Consider the following 23636-nt stretch of genomic DNA (forward strand, 5'->3'; position numbering starts at 1 on the left):
AATTAATAGAGTTTATTGTCTTGTTTGAGTTTATTTTCGGTGATTTTGCCTGTCATATAACCGGTGAGCATACCAAGTGCCCAGCCAATACTTACATTTGCCAGGGTATTGGCATTTTCCAATAATAAGCTAACCCCAAAGGCAATTATAGCACCTAGAGCCATTCCTATGGCAGTGTAGGCAGATGTGATTCGTCCGCTAACCTGCAGTTTATGCTCTATCTTCAGGTGTTTTTGCGATTCATCAACCCATTGTTCAAATTGCTTTCTGGATGATATATCGTCTTTAAAAAGAGGGGCGATGTTGTTGATAAAAGCTTCGCCCTCGATATTGAATTTACGGCAATGAGGGCATTTATCCATGTGTGTATCCAGAACATTGATTAACCTTGGCAGAACGGCCAAACTTAACGAACGAATCTGAACTTTGGGTATATCCTTAAGTTGAGCATTAAGTATATCAAATGCTTCTTGTTGCTTCATGAAATAGTGTTTAGGTGTTTTCGGAAGTGTAAAATAGAAAAAAGAAGTGAGTGCATCAAAAAAAAGCCGTCTTAAGAGACGGCTTCTAGAATTGTATAGAACTAACTAATTAGTCTTTTTTAGGTTTTTCTTTGCGCTCAGGTTTTGGTAATAATACCTTACGCGAAAGCTTCAGTTTGCCAGTGCGCTGATCTACTTCGATCAACTTCACTTCAACTTCTTCACCTTCTTTAAGTGCATCTTCCACTTTTTCAAGACGGCGCCACTCAATTTCAGAGATGTGAAGCAAACCATCTTTACCTGGAAGAATTTCAACGAAGGCTCCGAAAGGAACAATTGACTTGACTTTACCGCGGTATACTTCACCCACTTCAGGTACTGCGACAATCGCTTTTACTTTTGCAACTGCTGCGTCAATTGAAGCTTTATTGGAAGCAGAGATAGCTACTTTACCAATGTTACCTTCTTCTTCAATGGTAATTACGGTTTCAGTAGTGGCTTGAATTTCCTGGATAATCTTTCCACCTGGTCCGATAACAGAACCAATCATGTCCTTAGGAATATCGAAGTTAACGATACGTGGAGCATGTGGTTTGTAATCTTCGCGTGGCTCAGTGATGGTTTCCTCTAATTTATCAAGGATGTGCATGCGACCGGCTTTTGCCTGGTTAAGTGCCTTTTCCAATACTTCGTATGATAAGCCATCAATCTTGATATCCATCTGAGTTGCTGTGATACCATCGCGTGTTCCGGTTACTTTGAAGTCCATATCACCCAAGTGATCCTCGTCACCTAAGATGTCTGAAAGCACTGCGAAATCGCCAGTTTTTTTATCTGAGATAAGCCCCATTGCAATGCCCGATACAGGCTTTTTAACAGGTACACCAGCATCCATTAAGGCAAGTGTTCCGGCACAAACAGTAGCCATTGATGACGAACCGTTTGATTCCAGAATATCTGATACGATACGAACCGTGTAGGCATAGTTTTCAGGTAACATGCGTTTCAATGCACGGAAAGCCAGGTTACCGTGACCAATCTCACGGCGGCTGATTCCACGTGCAGGACGTGCATCACCGGTTGAGAATGGAGGGAAGTTGTAGTGTAATAAGAAGCGCTCGTAGCTCTTATTCATTACGTCATCAATCAACTTCTCATCTAACTTGGTACCTAATGTTACGGTAGTTAATGATTGTGTTTCACCACGGGTAAAGACAGCTGAACCATGAGGTCCTGGCAAGTAATCTACTTCACTCCAGATAGGACGAATTTCGTCAGTCTTACGACCATCTAAACGAAATTTCTCGTCTAATACTACTTTACGAACCGCTTCTTTTTCAACGTCGTGGTAATATTTTTTAATTAACCCAACAGGAGCTTCTTCTTCAGAACCTTCCGGGTAATTTTCAGCAATAAACTCCTCAACGATAGCACCAAATGCATCAATACGCTCGTGCTTGTTTGGATTAGCTGACTTTGCTACAGCATAAGCTTTATCATAAGTTGCTTCCCAAACTTTCTTCTCAAGTTCTTCGTCGTTTTCTTCGTGACAGTACTCACGCTTTTCAGTCTTGCCAAGCGCTTCCATCATCTCGATCTGAGCCTGACACTGAACTTTAATTGCATCGTGAGCTACTTTCATAGCTTCCAACAAATCTGCTTCAGAAACTTCTGACATCTCACCTTCTACCATCATGATGTTTTCCATGGTAGCAGCAACGATGATGTCCATATCAGCTTCTTTTAATTGAGTTGCAGTTGGATTAACCAATAACTCACCGCCAACACGTGCAACGCGTACTTCTGAGATAGGTCCGTTAAACGGAATATCAGAAACTGCCAAACAAGCAGAAGCTGCCAAACCAGCTAATTGATCTGGTAAAATCTCATCATCAGCTGAAATAAGGTTAACTGTAACAAATGTATCAGCGTGGTAATCATCAGGGAAAAGAGGACGTAAAGCACGGTCAATTAAGCGCGATACTAATATTTCGTAATCTGATGGACGAGCCTCTCTTTTTTGAAATCCGCCAGGGAAACGTCCAACGGCTGCGTATTTCTCTTTGTATTCAACAGTTAGCGGCATAAAATCAACATCAGGCTTTGCTTCTTTTGCAGAAACAACTGTCGCTAACAGATAGGTATTACCCATTTTTACAACTACCGATCCGTCAGCCTGCTTGGCTAACTTTCCTGTTTCAATGGTAATTGTTCTGCCATCACCCAGTTCAATAACTTTTTCAAATGGTTTAATCATGACAATTTTCTTATCTTTTTTTTATCCTTCTTTTATCACAGCCAAAGATATGTATTAAACTTTGATTACGATAAAATTGGGATGGATTGTTTTAATTTATAAACGATAAATTAAGCAAAATGATCGCCAGTAGGGGTGTATGTTACGATTTTTAACAAAAAAAAGAGCAACTACCGATAGATAGTTGCTCTCTAATACGTTTCTTAATTGCTTACTTACGAATACCAAGCTCAGCAATAATTTTACGATATCTTTCGATATCTTTTTTCTTTAAGTAGTCTAATAAGCTACGACGCTTACCTACTAACTTAATCAAAGCATGTTGTGTGCTATAATCTTTACGATTTGACTTTAAGTGCTCAGTCAAATGAGAGATACGGTATGAAAATAATGCAATCTGGCCCTCTGTAGAACCAGTATCAGAATTCGACTTTCCGTACTTCTCGAAGATTTCTTGCTTTTTCTCTTTTGTTAAGTACATAACTCTTGTTTAAATATATTTGCGGGTGCAAAGATACGTAATTAATTGGATGTGGCAAGCGTATGAAAACTAGTTTTTTATAAAAAAGGCAGTCGTGATACGTCAGACTGCCTTTTATTCTGTTTCTCAATAGCTCTTAGAAACCTCTTTCTTCAGCCATTTTCTGCATTTCCTGGTTGAAGATTTCTTCGAATTTAGCTTTGTCGTAATCAACTTGTAATTTCTGGTTTTGAGAAATTTTGTTGTTGATGCCATTTAAAACATCATCTTTACTCACTTCAACAGCTATAAAACCTCTGTATTTACCATTAGGTAGTACGCTTTTTTTCTGACAGGCCACCACAATGTTATTGATGGTTTCGTCTGCTACTTCACGTGTCAGGTTTTCAAATTTTTGTTCAAATTCGGCAGCATCACCAAATTCACGTTCGTTCACATAGCGGTCGGTTACTGACTTGGTATTTGAGCTAATTAAAGTAACCAATCTTTGTTTGGCATTGAGAAGTGCTTTCTCCTCTGCTAAGCTGAGATCAGAGCTGGTTGCCATGGCACTAGCACGGAAGAATTTCTTGTCAGAACGGCCGGCATCTTCACATGGCATATCTTCCAGAATTGTTCCAACTTCATTGTTAGTAGAAACTTTCTCTTTCGATTTACAGCTATTTAATCCAACAACAATGGATAAGGTTAAAAGTGCAACTCCAAAAAATCTTTTCGTATTCATAATTTATTCGTATTTGGGTTTCTAATTAAATTCTAACGTTCAACAACTATCAAAAAGCGAACCAAAAATTAACATTACTTAATAATTCCCTTTTTAGTTACGCCAAATTTCTTTTATACTGTTTTGACAACAAAAGGTTTAGCTTTTGGTACTTTTTAGCTTAAGTATTATTGAGTCTGTTGTTTGTTAGTTGTTTATGGTTTGTGGTGTGCTTGTTAATATAGCTTTGAATTGTTCAATTTGGGTAGGGGAGCCTAGAACAAACAGCTTATCGGCTGGTGTTATTTCAATATCCGGTGAGGGATTAAAAAGGTAAGCTCCTTCAGCTGTTTTGATGCCAACTAAATTGGCCCCTGATTTTTCCCGCAGTTTCAGTTCTCTGATTGTTTTTTTATAATTGGATACAGCCAGTTTGTTACAGTTAATTTCGGTTAATTGCACATCCTTAGAGCGTTGCAGTAGGATGTATTCAACAAACTCCACCACATCAGGCTGGGTTACCAATTTGGCCATTCGCTGTCCGCCGATGCGATCGGGCATAATAACGTTTGTGGCGCCTGCACGTCTTAGTTTCGTATCTGATCTGAAATCACTCGCCCGGCTAATGATTTTAAGTGACGGATTCATTTCTGCAGCTGTTAATACTACAAACATATTGTCGGCATCATTGGGTAATGCTGTGATAAGCGCTCTGGCTTTTCGTATTTGTGCAGCATCCAATACCTCCTCTGAACTGGCATCGCCTTGTACGTATAGCAGTTCAGGGTCTTCCAGAATGCGTGTAACCACATGATCGCGTTTTTCAACAATAACAAACTGTTCGCCATGCTCAGCCAGTTCAACACATGCCTGATATCCGTTACGACCAAAGCCGCAAACAATTACATGATCCTCTAATTTGACAATTTTCTTTCTCAACTGATAAGCTTTATATGACTGATGTAATACACCTTCAAATATAATACGTGTTACCTGAGTTATTACATAACCAAAAATTCCTAAACTAAAAATAATAAGAAAAACCGTAAAAATCTTTCCTGGATCGGTTAATGGCACTACCTCACGAAAACCTACAGTTGCCATTGTGATAACAGTCATGTATACGGCGTCAACAAAACGATAACCTTCAATCATCATAAAACCACCTGAGCCAATGGCAATTGTTAGAACCAATAAGCCGCCAGCCGTTAGCAGGGCTCGTATAGTGTCGTGATAAACTGTATTATTATCTAATTTTTGCATAGTACCTCGTGTCCGATGTGGCAATTTAAACACTTTTTCTGATTGCAATAATTACTCTTTAAATAAAGTAGTGCCTGTGCTTGTGCTTCATTTTTTGAAGGCACACCTAAATTGTTCCATTGCTCAAGTGTTTTATTGTTCTCTGATGGTTGTTGATAAAGATAATCAATGATTTTTTCTTTTTGTTGCTCGTCTTTATGTTTTGCTGCATAAATAAAGAGGTACGGGATGATGGTATTGACTATAAGACGCTGCTTAGAAGAGCTTCCCAATAGTTTGACCGATGATTTACTTGATTGTTTTCCCAGTACGTAATGTGATTTCCAGTAGTCTGAGGTTCCAATATTCATCTTGTTTAAGAGAAGTGGTTGTTGACTGAGGTTTAATAATTGCTCAAAGCTTCCTTTAATGTTGCACATTAGGTTAGCTAACTGGGCGATTCGGACGGTTGGGAAGTTAGCAGGACGTAGGCGAAGAAACTTCCAAGGGCTTTGCGATATTGGCTTGAGCAGATATTTATTGCGAAGAAATTCATATTCTCTTTTTAATGATGTAGTGTATTCATCTTGTTCTTTGGGCTCAGTTAACAAGCCTGCCTGACCAAAGAGCAGAGCTTCCATCTGAAACAAATTGTCGGTATGCTTTAAAAGAATGGTTAAAGGTGTTTGCTTGGCCATTAGCTCAAAAGGCAAGCCATTAAGGCCAAAGCCAAAGCTTCGGGCCAGCAAGATGAAAAATACCTGGTCCCAGTTGTTGTTGGTGGCTTTGAGTAAGTTGTTTACCAGATAACTTTTCTCCTCTAACCGCTCTATGAGCATGCGTTCCATCCATTGCGAAAGGGTAAATTCATTAATGTTTGATATGTTTTGAGCGCAGGCTATCCATTTGCTGCTGGTATACAGTTTTTTAAGACGATTCTTAAGTGTCATAGAAACAGGCAGGCAGCAAGCGGGAATTAATCTATTCTTCGAATTGTAGGTGGTCTTGTTATTGATCTCTACCACATGGAGTATCACATTATCGTAACTTGGGTCTTGATGATGCTGGTGCAGGTACCATTCTTTCTCATTCTGGTGTATTTCTACATTGCCAGCCCATAAAGTGCCATCAATTTTGATTTTGGCATTAAAGAAATCAGGACCACCGTCCATATTTTTTATGCCAGGGTGTATAACTTCAATTGGTTTATTGTCGGTGGTGCGTAAGTCGGGTTTGTATAGCTTGTATTGCCAGATGTAGTGTAAGAGTTCTTCATTCATAGCACATAGGTTTGGTCTATGAATTTAAATCTTATTGTTAATAAGTGCAAATAGAGCGCTTAACTCACAAAAAAAGCCTGAAGGACGGTTGTCGCTTCAGGCTTTCATTTTTATATTATTCCGGTCAATCTAGATTAAACCATGTACTTTCAGAAGTTTTTCCATGTCCTGTTGCACTGCAATGGCATTTTCACGGGCTTTAGCCGCAAAATCTTCAGCATCGCTGGCGTAAATAATACCACGACTAGAGTTTACTAAAAGGCCACACTTGTTGTTCATACCATTTTTGGCCACTTCTTCGAGGCTGCCACCTTGCGCACCAACGCCAGGAACCAATAAGAAATGGTTAGGAATGAGCTTGCGTATGTCTGCGAGCATCTCTGCCTTTGTAGCACCAACCACATACATCAGGTTCTCTTCGGTACCCCATTGGGCACTTGTTTTAATAACCTTCTCGTACAGCTTTTCGTTGTTTTCTTCCATAAACTGGAAGTCGAAAGCGCCTTTATTAGAGGTAAGTGCCAACAGTATTACCCACTTATCAACATGTGTTAAGAAAGGTTTTACCGAATCTTCACCCATATATGGAGCAACAGTTACCGAGTCAAACTCCATGTGGTCGAAAAAAGCTTTGGCATACATGGCTGATGTATTGCCAATATCTCCACGTTTGGCATCTGCAATGATGAAAATATCCGGGTGGTTGTATTTTATGTAGTTAACTGTTTTTTCCAGTGAATTCCACCCGTTTACCCCAAGACTCTCATAAAATGCCAGATTGGGTTTGTAAGCTACGGTTACATCGTGTGTTGCATCAATAATCTGCTTATTGAAAGCAAAAATAGGATCGGTCGTGTCTAAAAGGTGACGAGGAATTTTATTGATATCGGTATCAAGCCCAACGCATAAAAAACTCTTCTTCTTTTTAATGTTTTCAAAAAGCTCTTGTGATGTCATAATATCTAGCTTATGGCTAACAGCTTATAGCTGACAGCAGTTTGTACTGTATGTATTATTCAATAGCTATCAGCCATTGGCCAACAGCGATTAGCTTATTTACAATTCGCTTGCTTTCAGTCGCTCAGCATTTTCCTCAACAATTAGTTTGTCAATGATTTGCTGAATTTCACCATCCATAATGGCTGGCAAGTTGTAGAGCGTTAAGTTTATACGGTGGTCGGTTACGCGGCCTTGCGGATAGTTGTATGTACGTATCTTAGCTGAACGGTCACCTGATGATACCATGGTTTTACGCTGCGATGAAATCTCATCAAGGTATTTCTGATATTCCAGGTTGTAAAGGCGGGTACGTAATTCAGCCATGGCCTTGTCCAGGTTTTTCAACTGCGATTTCTGATCCTGGCAGGTTACAACAATTCCTGATGGAATGTGAGTGAGTCGGATAGCTGAATAGGTAGTATTTACCGACTGTCCACCTGGTCCTGACGAACAGTAAGTATCTTTGCGGATATCCTCTGTGCGCAACTCAATGTCAAACTCTTCGGCTTCGGGCAATACAGCCACTGTGGCTGCTGATGTGTGAACACGCCCTTGTGTTTCGGTTTGAGGAACACGCTGTACACGGTGAACGCCCGATTCATATTTAAGAATACCATAAACACCTTCGCCGGTCACATTCATCACAATTTCTTTGAAACCACCGGATGTACCTTCATTGCTGTTGGTCACTTCTATGCGCCAGCCTTTTTCCTGGCAATATTTGGTATACATGCGGTATAAGTCACCAGCAAATATACTGGCCTCATCACCACCTGTTCCGGCACGAATTTCCAATACCGCATTTTTGGCATCCTGAGGATCAGCCGGAATCAGCAGAAGCTTGATGTTTTCTTCCATTTCTGGCAGCTTGTCTTCCAGCTCATCCAGTTCCATCTTAGCCATTTCGCGCATCTCAGCATCAGATTCTTCTTTAAGCATCTGGCGAGCCGAATCAATGTTGTCTAAAGTGTTTTTGAACTCATGACGAGCCTCAACCACTTTCTGCAAATCTTTATATTCCTTGTTAAGCTTTACGTATCGCTTAGTGTCGGCTATAACTTCCGGATTGGTAATCTGTTCCGATACTTCCTCGAAACGAAGTCGGATACCTTCCAGTTTTTCTAATAAATCGTGTGCTTGCGACATATTTTATTCTTGAATACCGTTAATTAATCAAAAGGATAGCTATTTCTCTATCCGCAATAAAACCATTAAAAGTGCTTAATACTCAAACGTACCAAATTCACTTTCGATGGTTAGTTTTTTGCCATCATGAGCTTCAACACGTCCCACAATCTGGGCGTCAATATTGAATGATTTGGCTATTTCGATAATTCTTTCCGCTTTTTCTGGCGAAAGGTATATTTCGTAGCGATGCCCCATGTTAAAAACTTTGTACATCTCTTTCCATTCAGTCCCCGATTCTTCGTGGATGGTTTTGAAAAGTGGAGGCACATCAAACATATTATCTTTAATCACATGAACATTATCCACGAAGTGCAGCACTTTTGTTTGGGCACCTCCCGAACAGTGTACCATGCCATGAATATCGCTACGCATTTCGTCCAGCACTTTTTTAATCACCGGTGCGTAGGTGCGGGTTGGAGATAAGACCAGTTTACCTGCGTCAAGTGGCGAATCTTTTACGCTGTCGGTTAATTCATAGTTTCCTGAGTAAACTAGGTCTTCAGGTACTGAGCCATCGTAACTCTCAGGGTACTTGCTTGCCAAATATTTGGCAAATACATCGTGGCGGGCTGAGGTGAGTCCGTTACTTCCCATTCCACCATTGTATTCTTTTTCGTAGGTAGCTTGTCCAGATGATGATAGTCCAACAATTACGTCACCTGGTTGAATTGTATGGTTCGAGATAACATCACTTCGCTTCATACGACAGGTTACTGTACTATCAACAATGATAGTTTTTACCAAATCACCCACATCTGCAGTTTCACCGCCTGTTGGGTAAATACTGATACCCATCTCGCGCAATTCGGCCAAAAGCTCATCAGTGCCGTTGATGATGGCTGAAATGACTTCACCAGGAATAAGGTTTTTGTTTCGGCCAATGGTGGAAGATACCAGTATGTTTTCGGTGGCGCCTACGCATAGCAGGTCATCCACGTTCATGATAATAGCATCTTGAGCAATCCCTTTCCACACAGATAAATCACCTGTTTCGCGCCAATACATGTAAGCCAATGATGACTTGGTGCCTGCGCCATCGGCATGCATAATGTTGCAGTAGTCCTCGTCACCTCCTAAAATATCAGGAACAATTTTGCAAAATGCTTGAGGAAATATGCCTTTGTCAATGTTTTTAATAGCGTTGTGTACATCTTCTTTAGAGGCCGAAACGCCGCGTAGGTTGTATCTCGAATCTGAGCTCACAAGTATTATTTTATCAGTTTTTTACCCTATTTTGGAGTGCAAAAATAGCACAATCTTTCGGCTTCGTCAAAAAAAGCGTCCATAGAGTAGTGTTAGTGTCATAAATCCTAATTTCTTATACCATTATGCGCTTGGTTGGTTCAGGTTTTTAATTTGAAAGTATGTTCTGATATGGGTAATCATGTTCTTTTTGCCATTCAAAATAAATAAGGCGCTGGTTTTATCAGGTGAAATACCTATTTTTCCAAAGTGTTAATAAAGATTAAAATGTGTTGATATTTATTTTCACAAAGTGCTGCATAGCTTTGCAAATTGTAAAGTGATATAGATGAACTACATCTTGAAGTGTCCCATATTCAAGATGAAAAATCAAGTTTTTAATCGTAAAGTGTGATAGAAGATTGGTAAGCACATGAATAATACAGCTTATAGTAGAATTGATTTTTTTGAACAGCTTTATACCAGATATCATGGCCGCCTAGTGTTGTATGCTAATAAGTATGTACATGACATTGAGGTGGCAAAGGATATTGTTCAGGAGGTATTTACTGCCTTTTGGAAGCATACTGAGGGACAGGAATTTATCGGCAATGCTAAGGCCTATCTTTTTCAGGTAGCCAGAAATAAGGCCTTAAATGCTATTCGTGATAATAAAAAACTGCTTCATGAAGCAGATGGTCCTTCAGCCGTATTGAATGAGGCTGAGCAATCGGTCCTAAGCAATGAAGTCAATCCTTTTGTCAGTTTATTGGAGTTAGAACTTGAAGAGCAGTTCGAGCAAGTCATGAATCGGCTACCCCAAGGTTGCGTCGAAGTATTTAAGATGAGCCGTAATGATGGATTGAAGAACAAAGAGATTGCAGAAAAGATGGGGATCTCTGTTAAGATGGTTGAAAAACACATTACTAAGGCTTTACGACTTTTCAGGAAAGAGTTTGCCGAACTCCTTTCTATTCTATTCTAAATATTCCGTATTAAATATTTGAGATACTGTGGGTTGCTTTCTATTTAGGAAGTCATTTGTAAAAAAGTATAAAAAAATCCAAAATTGTGGTAGGGTAAATTGAGGTTGATGTGTTACAGCAATGAAGCATGGAAAAATGAGTAAACAATCGATTGAAAACAGAATAATTGATTACCTGGAAGGTAATTTGTCGGAAAGCGAGCAGAAAAGCCTGGCAGCCTGGGTTCAGGAGAAGGATGGTAATGCTCGTTATTACGCTGAGGTAAAGGATGTTTGGGAAAGTTCGTACCTCAATGCCAGTGAAATTGCTGATACCGGGAATGAATGGAATAGGTTTAAAACGCATATACAGGACGTTTCTATTAAGTCAGCTTCGCAGCTTAAAAAGGTATTGCGAATCTGGCAATCGGTTGCAGCTGTTGTTGCTGTATTGTTACTGACTGTCAGCTTTTTTATGTTTTTTCAAACAGAAGCAGATACAGGTAGCCTCATAGTTAAGACCGTGGTGCCCAGTGGTGAAAAGAGTAAACTCGAACTACCTGATGGTACCAGCGTGTGGATTAATTCAGCCTCGGTATTGAGCTATAATACAGATTATGGACGGGATAACCGGGAAGTAAAACTGGATGGAGAAGCCTATTTTGAAGTAGCTACTAATGAGGCTTTACCATTTAAAGTTTTAACCAAAGATTGTGAGGTAAAGGTACTGGGTACTAAATTTAATGTAATGGCTTATGAAACAGCTCCGGTGACAGAAACTTCTCTCCTTGAAGGGCGGGTTGATGTTGCGCTGTTTGATGGAACAAGAGCTGAAATAAAACCCGGACAATTAGCTTATGCCAACAGTGAGGAGGGAAAATTACAAGTAGTAGAGGGCAATATTCAGAATATTATTTGCTGGAAAGATAATGTGTTGAAATTAGATAACACACCATTAAGCGAGGTGATAGAGAAGCTGAGTAAGTGGTATGGTGTGCAGATTGAACTAAAAAACAGTGAGCTGTTGGCTCAGAAGCGTTTCACGTTTACGGTCAAATCAGAATCATTGAGCGAATTATTAAGCATTATGAAGCTTGTTCAACCGCTTGAATATCAAATAAAAGGAGAGCAGGTGTTTATAACGATTTTAAACCCTTAGCCTATGTAACATCCGTAAAAAAGAGATTGTTAACCAAAATCAGGAATATGCGCCAACATATCCCTGATAAGCATTAAAACATCCAATTGCAGTTGGATATTCATTAACATTCATTACAAAACTATGAAAAAAAGTGCAGAAAAAGCCTGTACGGGAGGCTGGTATGCTTCCTGGCTACAAACATTAAGAATTATGAAACTACTGATACTATTTGTATTGGTGGGTACATTGCAGTTATCAGCCAATGTTTACTCGCAATCAAAAGTGAACCTAAACCTAAAAGATGTTAGCATCAAGCAACTTTTAGAAGAGATAGAAAAGCAAACTGACGTAACTTTTATTTACAGCGATTCTAATATTGATGTGAATAAGGGAGTCAGCGTTAAAGCAGAGAATCAGTCATTAGAAGAGCTGTTAGCCACCGTATTCAGAAACAGCGATGTGCGCTATTCAATGATTGAAAACCATGTGGTTTTATCTGCTTTAGTTAATGATAAAGGTGCTTTTCAGCAACAAACATTAAGGGTAACAGGTAAAGTTATTGATATCAATGGAGAACCGCTTCCGGGCGTTAATGTATATGAAAAAGCAAATCCACAGCACGGCGTGATTACCGGTATTGACGGAACCTATGATATTGAGGTAGATGATGCCAATGATGCCTTGGTTTTCTCATATATTGGCTTTGAGGATCAAGAAATTGTTGTAGGTGCTTCACGTGAAATAAATGTTACCCTTATTGAAGTAACAACGGGCTTGGACGAGGTGGTTGTTACTGCTTTGGGAATTAAACGTGAAAAAAAGGCTTTAGGATATTCTGTGAGTTCTATAAAATCTGATGAACTGGTAAAGAGTGGAGTACCTGTTAATCCCTTAACTTCATTGTATGGTAAGGCAGCTGGGGTGAAGATTTCAGGAACCGCCAATGGCCCTACCGGAGGTATGATTATTAATATTCGTAACTCTGTTTCATTGACAGAGTCTTCTTCAACTCGTCCTCTTTTTGTGGTTGACGGAATTCCTATTTTTGATGAGAACTCTGGAATGAACAGAAATGATCGCGATGGACGAGATAGAGGTACTGGTATTAATGATATTAATGCTGAGGATGTTGAGTCCGTTGAGATATTAAAAGGAGCTAAAGCATCTGTATTATATGGTCATGCTGGGGCTAATGGGGTTGTATTAATTACTACTAAATCAGGAAAAAGTAAAAAAGGATTTGGAGTAGAAGTCTCCTCTAGTTATACATGGGACAATACGGCCTTTGTACCCGAATTACAAAATGAATTTGGCACAGGTAACACAATGGCTGTTGAAGGATTAGATCCTGAACTGACGGACGAGGGTGGATTTAAGTATGAAGATATTGACGGCACTAAAACACCAATATTCTGGGGTACTGGTGGCGCAGCTGGCTGGGGACCTCGCATGGATGGTCGGCAAATTTTATGGTGGGATGGACAAATGAGACCATACTCTGCTCAACCCGATAATTATGAAGATCTTTTTCGAACAGGACATCTGGCAACTAATAGTGTAGCACTTTCTAATGCTGGTGATGTAGGTAACTTTAGATTCTCATATACCAATAGGCAGTATACAAGTACTATTATTGGTGCGGAGCAAAAAAATCATACTGTAAGTTTTAATGGGAACATTAATATATCAGATAAAATTAAGCTTGGATATATTAGTAATTACTATTACACATTCAATCATAATGCGCCATACCGTATGCAAGATGAATTAGTTACATATGGTGTGCATCGTGATATGAAGCCAGAACTGTGGAAGCAAAATGTGCATGATGATACCGGTATTTATTGGTATTTCAGAGATAAAGAACGTCGTGAGGCAGCAGGTTCTCAAGCAGGTCAAATTGGCGCTAGCTATTTTTGGAATCAAACACAGAATGATTTTGACGAAGAACGTCATCACTTCATTCAATCGGCCAATTTAGGAATTGAGTTTACAGACTGGCTTTCTCTATCCTTACGTTCAGGGTTTGATATGACTCGTAAACTAGGTGAAGTTAAGAAGAAAGTGATTCGTCCGTTAGATGAAGATCCAACACAAGGCTATTATTCTGTTTCTGAGAGAAATATATTGAAGCTTACCAATCAGGCTCTTTTAAATTTTGACAGAAAACTTAATGATGATTTTAGACTATCAGGTTTTATTGGTGGAGTTTATGAATATAGTATGGATCGGCAACTGAAATCTTTGACCACAGAATTTCTAATTGAGAATTGGTTTTCATTAGGTAACTCTCGCAAAGATGTTAAATCAGAAGGAAGCGGCGGGCGTACCTCATATACACTATATGGTTTACTAGGATCTGCACAGGTTGCTTTCCGTGATTATTTATACCTTGAAATACAAGGACGTAATGACTGGTCTAGTATACTACCTCCTGCAAACAATAGCTATTTCTATCCTGGCGTTAGTATGTCATGGATTGTCAGTGAGGCGCTTGAATTGCCTGAATTTGTGAAATATGCTAAAGTCCGTGCTTCATATGCCGATGTAGGACGTCCGGGACCTGCCTATTTTGGTAACCTGAATTTTAATGTCAATAGTTACAATGGTATTCCTTACCAAACAGCTTCAAGCGATATGCCTCCAGTAGACTTTGATAAGGCTATTGCCGAAGGTACTTTTCCAACAGAAAACCTGAAGCCAGAACGTAAGCGTGAAATTGAAATAGGTTTTGAAGCTAATATGTTTCAGGGTAACCGACTTGGAGTTGACTTTTCATGGTTTAAGGCCAATACTTATGATCAGATTATGGCTTTGGATGTGCCTCGTTCATCAGGTGTTAACCGTATAATTACCAATGCTGGTGATGTGCAAAACAATGGTATAGAACTGCAACTAACAGGTAAGCCGATAATGACTAATAATTTTGTGTGGAATGCAACTCTTAACCTGGCTAAGTATGATACAAAAATTAAGAAGTTGGCTGAAGGAGTAGAAGTTTTACCTCTATGGGGTGTAACAGGTGCAAGCAGGGAAGCTCGTGTTGGTGGCGAATTTGGTGAGTATTACATTAATCCTTGGTTACGCGATGAAGAAGGAAATCTGGTTGTAGGATCAAATGGTGTTTATGAGTTCGATACAGAAAACCAGGTTAAGGTTGGTAAAGAATTACCTGATGTTATAGGTGGTTTCAATACTAACTTTGGTTACAAAGGCTTCTATCTTGATTTTGATTTTGACTTCCAGTTTGGTGGTACTTTAATCTCTCAAACTAACATGTATTTGCGAGGTAATGGTACCGGAGTTGAGTCGCTTAAATACCGTGATGAAGCTAGAGGCGGATTACCATATTACATCAACAATGGTGGGGATTTAGTTTTACTAGATTCACATTCAGATGCTACTCCAGCAGATTCTAAATATGGCTGGATATTCCATGATGGAGTAATTTTAGATGGAGTAAAAGCTGATGGAACACCTAACGATAAGTTGATAAATGCTCAGCAATATTACGAAAGAACTTATTGGCAAGGGTATATGGATATTACAGAGGATGTGGTATTTAAGAGTGATTACCTGGCTTTACGTCGTATCACATTTGCTTACGAGGTTCCACGAAAATTCTTGAATAATACTTTCCTGACACGTGCTCGTTTATCCGTATTCGGAACCAATATAGCTTATTTATATAAGGATATACCAAACGTAACGCCTGAGTCCTTTGCAGGTACTAATGAATTTACTGAGTATTCTGGATTGCCAGGAGTGAGAAGTTATGGATTTGAAGTTAAACTAGCTTTCTAAAAATATTACTATGAAATTATATAAGATACACGACCTGCTTGGTAAACTACTTTTACTAATGCTGACGGGTCTCGTTATAGGATTATCCTCTTGTCAGGACGAATTGGAAGAAGAGTTTTATAATCCGGATAAAGTAACACAGGCTGATTTTGCAATGTTATTTACAGGCGCGCTTCAACCAACAGAATTGTTTCGCCTCGAATATGGACCTGGTTATCATCAATGCCGCGCCTTTAATCGTCTTTTTGGTTTAGGAACATTTCCATATGCCCCATTTAACAATTATGAACCAGGATCATACACACTATGGACAGGTTGGTCGGGTTCAACATTGCGAAATACTCAGTTCAACAAAACCTATGTGGATTTTAATAAGAACATTCCGGTAATGAACCTGTTGCTAAATAATCTGCCGGAAGAAGAAAAAGCTGATTACGCCATTTATGTGCATTGTATTAATATAGTCAAGGCTTATATGTTTCAGCGCCTGACTGATATTTATGATGATGTACCTTTTACAGAAGCCAATGGTGCTTATCAGAAAAAATTCTGGGCTAAGTATGATAGTCAGGAGTTTATCTATAACGCATTATTAGAATCATTAGATGAGATTCAAACTACCTTGGATGGTTATGAATTAAACAACTCCTTGGCTCACCAGAAGTTTCAGGTCCATGATATTTTGAATGATGGAAATGTTGAGCAATGGAGAAAATTTGCCAATTCTTTGCGCCTTAGAATGGCAATGCGTCTTAGTAATGTTGATGCAAGTAAAGCCCAAGAGATTATAGGTGATATCTTATCTAACAACTTACCACTGGTATCTGAGGCTGATGATTTTATTGGTCTGGCAGAAACTGATTATGCCCACGTAATGGAATGGTATTGGCCACGAGCAATGACAGAGATGTGGTATAATTTTCATGCACCTCGCTACATGATGCAAGATATCTTTGGATATGTTTCGCCAGCTACACCTGCTGATCAGGTTGATCCGCGTCTTTATGTTGTATTTCAACCCAATCAGTTTGGCGATTATGTTGGTTGTGACAGTTGGGGGACAACTCAGTTTGATAAAATTCAAACAGATATGGAGGCGCTAGGTTATGAGCAGGATCGGATAGATAATGCTAAGGACTGGGCCTATGATGATCATAGAGAACCATACTTCTCATTCTATAATAAAAAGACCTACTTTAACTTTGATATGGAGTATCCGGCATTTACTGCTACCGAAACACATTTATTATTGGCTGAAGCTGCAATAAGGTATCCAGGTGTTGCAGGAAGTATTGATGCCTCTCAGGCTTATCGGAAAGCGATAGCGGAATCAATTGATTGGTATTATATGGTTAATGGAGGTAATACGTTCGATGATGCCTCTTCTCCTGCTATCCCAGTGGCTATTATGGATGGAACGCAGCCTTCAAAGCCTGATGCTGCGGCTATTGATGCATTTCTGGATAATAAGGTTGCTGCCTTCAATGCAATGAGTGATGATGAAAAAATAAAAGAAATTTTTTATCAGAAAATGGCTCACTTGAATGTACTTAACTATTGGGAGATATGGAGTGAAGCTCGTCGCTTGCAGAAGGACTATGGTATTTTAACGCCTACCTCAAATATTTTCGTTTGGATGGAGCGTTTCTATTATCCTTCAAGTGAAGAGACCACTAACCCGGATAACTTTGCTGCTGTAGCCCATAAGAACGATCATGATACACCTGTATGGTGGACCGGAAGGACCAAAAACTAGTTGTATAGTTAATTTCAATAATTTGGGGAGTCAATATTTGGCTCCCTTTTTTGTTTCAAAACCACCTGTTAGGTACACTTGATTAACAATCATTAAAGTTCTATTCTAATAGCTTATGTTATTTTTGCAAAAAAAAATACGGTCGTAATGCTTAAAAAAATAGATCCATTTATAGTTGGCTTAATACTTATGCTGGTATCGGCCTGGTTATTTCCGCAGTTAGGTACCTATGATGGGCCTGGAAACCTGGAGCAGATTACCGACATTGGCATTACGCTCATCTTCTTTTTTTATGGGCTGAAGCTGAGTCCGCAGCAGTTTAAGAGTGGTTTAAGTAATTACCGGCTGCATATACTTATTCAATTAGCTACGTTTGTGTTGTTTCCCTTATTACTTATCGTATTTAAACCGTTTATTAACACCGATGAGCAGCAAATGCTTTGGCTGGCCATGTTTTTCCTGGCGGCTTTGCCATCCACCGTATCTTCATCGGTGGTGATGGTGGTGCTGGCCAAAGGCAATATTGCCGGTGCCATATTTAATGCCAGTATTTCAGGATTGATAGGTATTGTTTTAACCCCTTTATGGATGGGTTTATTCTGGCAGGTGGAAGGAGCCGCTTTTGATTTCTCCGACATCACCACAAGCCTTGTTTTACAAATACTTCTGCCTGTTGTTGCGGGTTTACTACTGCACCATTCCCTGGGCGGATACGTCAAGAAATATCTGAGAGCCCTGGCCTGGTTTGATAAGATGATTATCCTGCTGATTGTGTATAACAGTTTTAGCAAGTCGTTTACCACAGGCTTGTTTGAAACCATTAGCTTTATTGATATGGTGCTTATTAGCATAGCTACCATTGTGCTGTTTGCCTTGGTTTATGGGATAATCCATTTATTTACCCTTTGGTTTGGCTTTAATCGTGAAGACCGCATCGCCGCCTTGTTTTGCGGGTCAAAAAAGTCACTCGTGCATGGAACTGTTTTTTCAAAGGTCTTATTTGAGAATGTGGCCAGCCAGGGACTATTTCTGGTGCCTATCATGCTGTATCACTCGTTTCAGCTAATTATTGTCAGTTTTATTGCACAGCGTATGGGGCGTCAGGTAAAAGACTAATTTACATACAGCTCATAGTTAAACATGATTGAGCATCTATTGAACATACCTGTCCGTTAGTTGCTTAAGAATGTTGATATATTTGGGAGAGTAATCTAAACAGTAATATGCCTTTCTATGAGAAGGCGCAACCCAAATAAAATCAGCTATGAAACAAAGTTTATTTCTTTTACTATTAATGATTGGTTGCTACTCATGCCAGCAATCATCCATCACCATAACAAAAAACGGACGCTCAGATTACCATATAGAAATTGCTGCTGATGCATCGGTCAATGAAAAGGAAGCGGCAAAGGTATTGCAGCAATATATTCAATTGTCAACGGGAGTCGAATTAGAAGTTAAGACTGGCTATTCAGATGATAAAAAAACTATCCAGCTGATTGTTAATGAGCAGCCTGAGCCTGCTGTCAGGTATTATAACAAGGCTCATAAACTAGTTATTGAAGGAAGTAATGGTTACCTGCTTTCTGCTGTTTATGAGTTTCTGGAGCGCGAAATGGCTTGCCGGTTTTGGGCTCCTGATGCAGAGACAATTCCTCAAATTGATAAACTAACGCTGCCAGTGGGGGAAAGCTATCTCTACTCGCCACCAGTTCATGTGCGCACGGTACATTCCAAATTGTTTTACGAACATCCTGAATTTGCCGATAAACAAAGAGTTACCTACGAGGCTTTTCCTATGTATGCGCCAGAAGCGCGGGTGCATACTTTTCATCGCTTTTTGCCTGCCGACCAATATTTTGATAAGCATCCTGAATATTATGCGTTAGTAAATAGGAAAAGACGCCCTACACAGCTTTGCTTGAGTAATCCGGATGTTCTTCGCTTAGTCACAGAGGCTGTAGAAGCTACCTTTGCCAGTCATCCTGAAGCTTCGGTTGTGTCAGTTAGCCAGGATGATAATACGCAGTACTGCCAGTGTGAGGATTGTGAGGCTATCCACCAGGAGGAAGGCAGTCCTTCTGGTTCCATGATTCGTTTTGTGAATGCAGTAGCACAAAACTTCCCCGATAAACAAATCTCAACATTGGCCTATCAGTATACTCGCAAAGCATGCAAAACCAAGCCTCTAGACAATGTGCTGATAACGCTTTGTTCTATTGAATGTGATCGCAGTGCCTCTATTGAAGATAAATGCTCTGATTTTGCGGTTGATCTGCAAGCCTGGAAAAATCTGACAGAGAATATTCGTATTTGGGACTATACCACACAGTTTACCAACTTCCTGGCTCCGTTCCCCAATATTTATACCCTTGCACCCAATATCCGTTTTTTTGCTGATAACAACGCCAAATGGATTTTTGAGCAGCACAGTCATAATCCCAGTGAACTATTTGAGCTGCGCTCATACCTGCTAGCTCGTTTGCTATGGAATCCGGAAAGGAATACCGATGTGTTGATCCGTGAATTTTGCGATGGGTACTATGGAGAGGCAGGACCGAAGGTGGTAGAATATATAACAGACATACATAAAGCACTGGAAAGCCATCCTGACTTTTTTCTGTTTCTTTATGGAGGCCCATCGCAGGCCTTTGATTCATTTCTAAATAAGGAAGCTCTTGCTGGTTACAACCTTTGTTTTGACGAAGCCGAAGCCCAGGTTACTGATAATGCAGAACTATTAAAGCGGGTTCGAAGAGCTCGATTGGGCGTACGTTATGCAACTCTTGAAGCCTGTCGGGCAAATTTATCAGAAACCTATTCGCTAAAAAATACAGACTTTGTCAGGAAGGAGCTGGCAGCTTTTGAGCAAAGTTGCTATGACGGGCATATTACCATGATGAACGAGACGCGTTTTATGGTGACCGATTATCTGGACTTGTATGAGAGAAATCTTGATAGAGTAACAATTAATAATTTAGCATCAGAGAAAGCAGTGACCTTGTTAACCAAACCACATAAATATGCCAATGAGAATCCACAAACACTGACAGATAATGCTTATGGAGGAGGTAGTTTTTATGCTAACTGGTTGGGCTTTGAAGGTAACGACATGGTGGCAGTTGTCGACTTGGGCGAAGTACAAACCTTTGAGAACATATCAACTGGCTTTTTACAAGTGATCAATCACGTGGTATTTTTCCCTACAGAAGTCAACTACTCAGTATCGCTTGATGGAGAAAACTACACCAAGGTTGGAAGAATACTCAATGAACGACCTTTGCAGAAGGATAGCAAAATAAATGACACGCAGCTATTTGCCCTAGAGTTACCTCAAACAGATGCACGATTTGTGAAGATTGAAGCAAAAAACATGAAAACGCCTCCTGTGTGGCACCACGCAGTGGGATTGCCATCGTGGATTTTTGCCGATGAGGTGCAGGTCTATTGACAATCAATTGAGACTGGCTGTAATTTTTAGTATCATTGCAGCCAATTCAATTGTTACATGGAGGAAATTGCGAAATATTTTGCCGTCTATCTAACAGGCGCTACAGGCATTTATAAAGGTATTCCGGTGGGCATTGCTTTGGGTTTAAAGCCCTTGCTTATCGCTTCTTTAGTGGCATTGGGAGCCATGTCATCCGCACTTTTGGTGTATTTCTCGGGAGAGCCTTTTCGCAGGTGGCTACTGAAAAAGTACGGCAATAAAACTTTTGAGCATAAGAAAGCCAAGTTTGCAAAGTGGATGGATAAGTATGGAGTACCTGGCCTCGGTTTAATGGTAACGGGATTGCTTGGTCCTTTTATCGCTTTAATAATTGGCATGGCTTTGCTCGATGATACACGAAAGTTTCTGTTATACCTGCTGGCTGGTATTGTGCTGTGGTCATTTGGCCTCACTTACCTGACAGAGCCTGTTGTGCAGCTGGTTAAAGGGTGGCTCAATTAGCCTGACGATTAAAACACCAAATTGGAAGATTAGTTTTTAATAATTAGAGGTATCATATTAGTTTTAAACCTTTGTCCTTAGCGTCTTAGTGGTAGATTATTAATGCAATTTAATCACAAAGTAACGAAGAATAGTAGTTAAGTTATCTTATCTGGCTAACAGATTTCTTCTACTTCTTAATTTTAAATTCAATTCGACGATTTAGGTTATGAGCCGCTTCTTTGTTGGCATTACCCCGCAGGCGTTTAATAAACGATGCATATAACACATCTCCTTCTTTCAGAAAGTCGAGTTTTTTGGCTTGTCTTTTACTTACAGTAACAGGTTCGGAGCTACCTACACCTTTAGCCGATAAGCGTTCTGTTGGAATTCCCTTACTCATAAGATAGCTCATCACCGATTCGGCTCGTTTTTGTGATAGAACGATAGCTTCCGACTCCGATCCTTCACCCGATGCATGTGCTACAATATCCAACACCATCTCTTTATTCAGGTTCATGATGGCAGCCAGTCTGTTGAGCTCTTGTTTCGAATTGGTATTTAAATCAAACTGGTCCTTGCTAAACCGGATATTTCTGAAGACAATGGCATCTTCCATTGGCAGCATACCTACTTCAATATTAAACTCTTTATTATTGCCCAGGCCAACGGTTGATAGCTTGTGCTTGTGGTTAAAGTAACCTTTAGAGGCCACCATAAACACATATTCGGTTTGTGGTGCCAGCTTGGCGCCAAAGCTACCGTCATTGCGTATGTTAAGCTTTATATTGGTGCCATCCGTACCAATCAGGCGTAGGTAGGCATCAGCTAATGGCTCATCCGTTTTTTCGTTGTAAACCAGCCCTTTCATGCTAAATTCGAGCTTAGGTAAACTAAACGCATAGATGTTATCAATGCCTTTGGAGCTGCCTCGCGATGAGCTTAGTAAGCCGGCTTCTTCCATGCCTTTGAATGCAATGCCAAAGTCATCACCTTCGCTATTGAGTGGACGGCCAAGGTTATATACTTCCCAGTCTTCCTTTTCTTCGTCGAAAACGGCACGGTAAATATCCAGGCCTCCATAACCAATGTGTGCATTTGAACTGAAATACAAGGAACCATCCAGGCGAACCGAAGGAAACACTTCATCACCGGCTGTATTAATCACACTGCCCATGTTAACAGGTTGTCCCCATCCGCCTTCTCCTCCTTTGGTTGTTTTCCAGATATCCTTACCACCATAGCCACCAGGCATGTCACTCACAAAATACAAGGTCTCGCCATCGTGCGAGATGGCCGGATGTGCCACAAGCAGACTGTCGCCACCAATTTCGAGCTGAACGGGCTCGCCCCATTTACCCCCTGAGCGGCTCACCATGTACATTTCTGCACTACGTGGTTGTTCATTATCATAGCGACATCTGGTAAAGTACATCTCCTTACCATCACCCGACATGGTGGCACTACCTTCGTCAAATTCAGTATTGATGGTTTCATCCAGAGGTTCCGGATCGGTCCATTCTCCTTTGGCATCCATCTTAGCCATAAAAATGTTGGTGCCTCCCTGGCCTGTGATTCTACTTTTCTTGCGCTTCTTTTTCTCAGTGCGCATCGATGAGAAGTAGATTTGGTCGTAGCTGGTACTGGCGTAGCCCGGCGAGAAGTCGCTGTAGCGTGTATTGTTTACCTTCTTCAGTTTTTCAATATTGTAACGGGTTTCAATCGTATCCTTCATGGCCAGTTTGCAGGCAGCAAGCCCGTTTTGCGCACGTTTATCCCGTGGTACCTTTTGCAGATACTCCTCATAAGCCTCAATTGCGTCTTCGTACTTTTGCGAAGCCAGGTAACAATCGCCCAGGTAAAGTCCTGCATCGGCCATCTCGTAGTTATAACGCACGGCTCGGGCATACTGCATTGTGGCTTTTCGGGGTTTATTGGTTTTGCGATAGCATTCGCCCAGGTAATAGGAGATTTCTCCTTTAGTGTAATTATTATCTGCTTTCCGGTAGGCTTTTTTAAACTGGGTAGCAGCACGGTCATATTCGCCTATCAGATAGGCTTTATTGGCATTGCCGAGTTTACTGCCTCCTATACAACCGGATAGTAGAAAAGAGGTAACAGATAGATATATGAATAGTCTGAAATTAACTTGCATTGTGGGCATTAGGTCCGAGATTAATTAAAGAACCAAAAATAAATAATTATTAGACACATAAAAAACGAGTA

At 40.2% G+C, this 23636-nt stretch carries 17 protein-coding genes; 7 read left to right on the forward strand and 10 right to left on the reverse strand.

What is annotated here, in order from left to right; genetic code table 11:
- Positions 1 to 2: 2 nt before the first annotated feature.
- The 9 genes from KDU71_RS09010 to KDU71_RS09050 all read right to left on the reverse strand — a co-directional run bounded on the left by KDU71_RS09010 (position 3) and on the right by KDU71_RS09050 (position 9835).
- Positions 3 to 482, reverse strand: coding sequence for a hypothetical protein (locus KDU71_RS09010; RefSeq protein ID WP_212189864.1), 480 nt, complete (start codon positions 480 to 482; stop codon positions 3 to 5).
- Between the two features lie 109 nt (positions 483 to 591).
- The gene (pnp, locus tag KDU71_RS09015; RefSeq protein WP_212189866.1) at positions 592 to 2739 is read right to left on the reverse strand and encodes a polyribonucleotide nucleotidyltransferase; all 2148 of its coding nucleotides are present in this window, start codon (positions 2737 to 2739) and stop codon (positions 592 to 594) included.
- A 211-nt stretch (positions 2740 to 2950) separates the two neighbouring features.
- On the reverse strand, positions 2951 to 3220 hold the full coding sequence (rpsO, locus tag KDU71_RS09020; RefSeq protein WP_212189871.1) for a 30S ribosomal protein S15: 270 nt from the start codon (positions 3218 to 3220) through the stop codon (positions 2951 to 2953).
- A gap of 136 nt (positions 3221 to 3356) precedes the next feature.
- Complete coding sequence (locus KDU71_RS09025) at positions 3357 to 3944, reverse strand: hypothetical protein (protein ID WP_212189872.1); 588 nt, start codon at positions 3942 to 3944, stop codon at positions 3357 to 3359.
- Between the two features lie 186 nt (positions 3945 to 4130).
- Positions 4131 to 5186, reverse strand: a complete 1056-nt coding sequence (locus KDU71_RS09030) for a potassium channel family protein (protein ID WP_212189873.1) — start codon at positions 5184 to 5186, stop codon at positions 4131 to 4133.
- Complete coding sequence (locus KDU71_RS09035; protein WP_212189874.1) at positions 5174 to 6445, reverse strand: DUF2851 family protein; 1272 nt, start codon at positions 6443 to 6445, stop codon at positions 5174 to 5176. The genes KDU71_RS09030 and KDU71_RS09035 overlap by 13 nt, the downstream gene beginning before the upstream one ends.
- A gap of 129 nt (positions 6446 to 6574) precedes the next feature.
- Positions 6575 to 7402 carry an orotidine-5'-phosphate decarboxylase gene (gene pyrF / locus KDU71_RS09040; RefSeq protein WP_212189875.1) on the reverse strand — a complete coding sequence of 276 codons (828 nt, stop codon included), beginning with the start codon at positions 7400 to 7402 and terminating at the stop codon, positions 6575 to 6577.
- 99 nt (positions 7403 to 7501) lie between these two features.
- On the reverse strand, positions 7502 to 8590 hold the full coding sequence (prfA, locus tag KDU71_RS09045) for a peptide chain release factor 1 (protein ID WP_212189876.1): 1089 nt from the start codon (positions 8588 to 8590) through the stop codon (positions 7502 to 7504).
- Positions 8591 to 8665: 75 nt separating this feature from the next.
- Positions 8666 to 9835, reverse strand: coding sequence for an AIR synthase related protein (locus KDU71_RS09050; protein WP_212189878.1), 1170 nt, complete (start codon positions 9833 to 9835; stop codon positions 8666 to 8668).
- A gap of 412 nt (positions 9836 to 10247) precedes the next feature.
- Between KDU71_RS09050 and KDU71_RS09055 the strand changes: the two genes are divergently transcribed.
- From KDU71_RS09055 to KDU71_RS09085, 7 genes are all read left to right on the forward strand, one after another.
- The gene (locus KDU71_RS09055; protein ID WP_212189880.1) at positions 10248 to 10799 is read left to right on the forward strand and encodes an RNA polymerase sigma-70 factor; all 552 of its coding nucleotides are present in this window, start codon (positions 10248 to 10250) and stop codon (positions 10797 to 10799) included.
- A 136-nt stretch (positions 10800 to 10935) separates the two neighbouring features.
- Positions 10936 to 11937 carry a FecR family protein gene (locus KDU71_RS09060; protein ID WP_212189882.1) on the forward strand — a complete coding sequence of 334 codons (1002 nt, stop codon included), beginning with the start codon at positions 10936 to 10938 and terminating at the stop codon, positions 11935 to 11937.
- Positions 11938 to 12060: 123 nt separating this feature from the next.
- Entirely contained in the window at positions 12061 to 15723 is a 3663-nt protein-coding gene (locus KDU71_RS09065; RefSeq protein WP_212189892.1) for a SusC/RagA family TonB-linked outer membrane protein, read from the forward strand.
- Positions 15724 to 15733: 10 nt separating this feature from the next.
- Entirely contained in the window at positions 15734 to 17479 is a 1746-nt protein-coding gene (locus KDU71_RS09070) for a SusD/RagB family nutrient-binding outer membrane lipoprotein (RefSeq protein ID WP_212189894.1), read from the forward strand.
- A gap of 147 nt (positions 17480 to 17626) precedes the next feature.
- Entirely contained in the window at positions 17627 to 18595 is a 969-nt protein-coding gene (locus KDU71_RS09075) for a bile acid:sodium symporter family protein (protein ID WP_212189896.1), read from the forward strand.
- A gap of 148 nt (positions 18596 to 18743) precedes the next feature.
- Entirely contained in the window at positions 18744 to 20930 is a 2187-nt protein-coding gene (locus KDU71_RS09080) for a DUF4838 domain-containing protein (protein ID WP_212189898.1), read from the forward strand.
- Between the two features lie 57 nt (positions 20931 to 20987).
- A complete protein-coding gene (locus KDU71_RS09085; RefSeq protein ID WP_212189900.1) occupies positions 20988 to 21431 on the forward strand; it encodes a small multi-drug export protein in 444 nt (147 codons plus the stop codon).
- A 169-nt stretch (positions 21432 to 21600) separates the two neighbouring features.
- On the opposite strand, the gene porE is transcribed toward KDU71_RS09085, so the two are convergent.
- On the reverse strand, positions 21601 to 23574 hold the full coding sequence (gene porE / locus KDU71_RS09090) for a PorE family type IX secretion system protein (protein ID WP_212189902.1): 1974 nt from the start codon (positions 23572 to 23574) through the stop codon (positions 21601 to 21603).
- Positions 23575 to 23636: the final 62 nt, after the last annotated feature.

Source organism: Carboxylicivirga sediminis, from assembly GCF_018156225.1.
Classification (GTDB): Bacteria; Bacteroidota; Bacteroidia; order Bacteroidales; family Marinilabiliaceae; genus Carboxylicivirga; species Carboxylicivirga sediminis.